The following is a 3335-nucleotide window of genomic DNA, read 5'->3' as shown; positions in this document are numbered from 1 at the left end:
CAAAGGTGTGCCTGCAAAAACTTTTGAATTTCGTAACTTCAAAGACGATGTTGTCAACCAAGAACAGGTAGAATATGAAGAGAAAGAGATTCCTGGAATTTTAATCCATCGTAAAGCTATCTTAGAATCAATTCTTGCCTATTTGCCCGAATATTGCCTACATTGTAACGCTTGTTTTAGCCATTTAGAACAAACAGAAGATAAGGTAATTGCCTATTTTGAAGATGGGAGTCAGTGGGAAGGAGATTTATTGATAGGAAGTGATGGAATTTATTCAAAACTCAGGAATTTTGTGGTATCTGATGCACAATTATCTTATTTAGGTGATATTGTTTGGCGTGGAATTGTTAAAGAAGACGAATTTTGTCAAGATGGGTTATTCTTGCTTTACGTCCGAAGTAGTGGAATTTATGCAAGTTTCTTTGATATTGGTCATGGTTATACCCATTGGGGATTTTTTCTTGAAAAAGATCAAGAAGAATCCGAATGTAACTTACCTCGACCCCACAATATAGGAATTCCTGACCAAGAATTGGCAAAAGTTCCTGAAACAGGCAGAAAAATTATTGAATCTACCCCAAATGACCAGATTGTTTGTAATTTTTCCTATGATATCGATCCTATACCTCAACTTTATCATGGAAACGTCCTCTTGATTGGGGATGCTGCTCACGCAAAAAGTCCTAGTCGTGGTAGAGGAATGACATCAGGGTTTGAGGATGCCTTGGCTTTATCTCGATATTTAGAAGAAGGTGAGACAATTAATGAAGCTTTAGCTAAATTTCAAGCAGAGCGACTACCCATTGTTCATGAGTACCAGCGTACCAGCAGAGAAATTAGCCCTAAGACTGAACGGAAAAGTAGAGAAAAAAATGCTTCAAAAAGCGGTTAGCACTCAGCACTCAGCAGTAAATATTTAGGGCGTTGCTGAATTGAAGTATGAATGCGCGATTATTTGATTCTAGTCAAGCCCCCTAAATCCCCCAAAATTGGGGGACTTTTAGAGTTTTATTCCCCCCAAAATTGGGGGGTTAGGGGGGCAAAATCATACCCAGAATCAGCAACGCCATATTTAGAAAAGGATTTAAACCCAAGTAGGGGCGAATGGCCATTCGCCCCTACAAGCTGATAGCTGTTTAATGAAAACCGCTGTAACACTCGTTCATCATGCGTAAGTCCTGTTCCTTATTTCTTTTTTCCCTCTTCCTTTTTCCTTGGTAACATGAGTAAAACTTCTATCAAACCTGCTTTAATAACTAAAATTATCCCCGACTCCATCGCTGCCGAAATTGGTTTTGAACCAGGAGATGCGATCGCCTCTATCAACGGACAACAACCACGAGATTTGATCGACTATCAATATATTTGTGCTGACGAATATCTAGAAATAGAGGTCATCGATGCTAAAGGCAAAACTCACCACATTGAAATCGAAAAAGACTACGATGAAGACTTGGGTTTAGAATTTTCTACCGCTCTGTTCGATGGTTTAATTCAATGTAATAACCGTTGTCCGTTTTGCTTCATTGACCAACAACCACCAGGTAAACGAGAAACTCTCTATTTAAAAGATGATGACTATCGTCTCAGTTTCCTCTACGGTTCATACCTGACTTTAACTAACCTTCCACAACGGGAGTGGGAGAGAATAGAACAAATGCGACTCTCACCACTTTATGTTTCTGTCCATGCTACTGAACCAGAATTGCGATCACGCCTGCTGAAAAATTCTAGAGCGGGTAAAATACTCGAACAAATTCAGTGGTTTCAACAACGGCGACTGCAAATACACGCTCAAGTTGTAGTTTGTCCGGGAATTAATGATGGTATTCATCTGGAACGCACATTATTAGATTTAGCAAAATTTCATACTGGGGAAATTCCGGCAGTAGCATCTGTGGCAGTTGTACCAGTGGGTTTAACTCGCTTTCGCCCTAGTTCAGATGAACTAATACCCGTCACTACTGAAAAAGCGGAGGAAGTCATAGACCAAGTCCAAGAAATTCAAGCTAAACTGAGACAGACATCTGGGACTAATTGCATCTGGTTAGCTGACGAATGGTTTTTGATTGGCCGTCGAGACCTGCCCCCTGCTTCAGAATATGAAGATTATCCTCAAATTGGCAATGGAGTTGGTTCAATTCGCCAGTTTATATCACAATTTGAAGCTGCTGTCAAAGAAATTTTAGCCAATAACATTTGCTTAAGCACCAAAAGAAAGCTAACCTGGGTAGTAGGAAATGCAGTAGAAAAAGCATTTGCAGCGATCGCCGAGCGACTCAATCAAATTGAAGGACTGGAAGTAAATATGGTGGCCTTATCAAGCAACTATTGGGGACAAAGTATTAGTGTCACTGGATTATTAACAGGCCAAGATTTGCTAGATGGTTTACAAGGACGAGACTTAGGGGAAGGAATTATTTTACCCTCAGTCATGCTCAAACCAGGAGATAATCTATTTTTGGATGATATGACCCTAGAAGAATTAGCAGAGCGGCTGAAGAAACCTATTTGGCCAGTGGCAGGAGTAGAAGAACTAATTTTGACTGCTATGGGCGATCGCTAATTGAATTTTCAACTTTTGACTTTGGCAAAGCAGTTGACTCGTTAGTTTAAAATATCAGTTGGACTTGGAGACGAATAAAAAAATCCATGAGTGTTTTTCGTAATGTATTGGTAGTAGGAGCGATCGGAGTAGTTATTTCAAATGCGGGACAGGGGTCTACTGCCCCACCACCTATGCACTCCCAAAGTAATACTCCTAAAGATTCTATTTTAGACCCACAAGAGGTCAAAGAAAAATCTATTGAGGTAACAGAAACTCAAGAAGTCAAGTCAGATACTGATTCTTTAGAGGATATTACTCAATCAAGACCTCAAGGCAGTTTATTAGAAAAGTTAAATTCAAATTCTGATGCTCCTTCATTAGGTACAAAAGCACCATCAACAAGACACTCAAAAGTCAATATTAATAAACAATTACCTAAGTCAAAACCTAATCAAGAGATTATTTCATCTTTAAAAAAATTTGAACATATATATGAAAATACAGGTAGTTTATTGACCGAATTAAAATCCCATAGAAAGGGAGAAAATGTTTCGTCCTCAGTATTACCATTTAAACAAAATATTAATCGTAGTTTTGCAGCTAACAAGAATCAAAAATTTAATGTAGAATCAAAAAATTTGGTTGAATTAGAGAAATCAAATTCTCGTTTATTAGATTTATTACAGTCAAATTCAGATAATTATGAGGTAGAAACGGAAATTAGTCCTGGTAAAGGAACAGAATTTCAACAGTCAATTACTCTCGCTGGTAAAGGGGCTGAAAAATT

Annotated in this window: 3 protein-coding genes; all 3 read left to right on the top strand. The window is 38.4% G+C overall.

Annotation, left to right across the window (positions count from 1 at the left end; all coding sequences use genetic code 11):
• Nucleotides 1-892 (top strand): FAD-dependent monooxygenase (locus F6K13_RS24890; RefSeq protein ID WP_287288690.1); only part of this gene is annotated, 892 nt, incomplete at its 5' end.
• A gap of 330 nt (nucleotides 893-1222) precedes the next feature.
• Nucleotides 1223-2566 carry a TIGR03279 family radical SAM protein gene (locus tag F6K13_RS24885; RefSeq protein ID WP_124142992.1) on the top strand — a complete coding sequence of 448 codons (1344 nt, stop codon included), beginning with the start codon at nucleotides 1223-1225 and terminating at the stop codon, nucleotides 2564-2566.
• Nucleotides 2567-2652: 86 nt separating this feature from the next.
• Nucleotides 2653-3335: hypothetical protein (locus F6K13_RS24880; protein WP_287288689.1), on the top strand; the 683-nt coding region annotated here is incomplete at its 3' end.

Origin of the sequence: Okeania sp. SIO2B9, from assembly GCF_010672505.1 — a bacterium.
GTDB lineage: Bacteria > Cyanobacteriota > Cyanobacteriia > Cyanobacteriales > Microcoleaceae > Okeania > Okeania hirsuta.
This window is presented reverse-complemented; position numbering and strand designations above follow the sequence as displayed.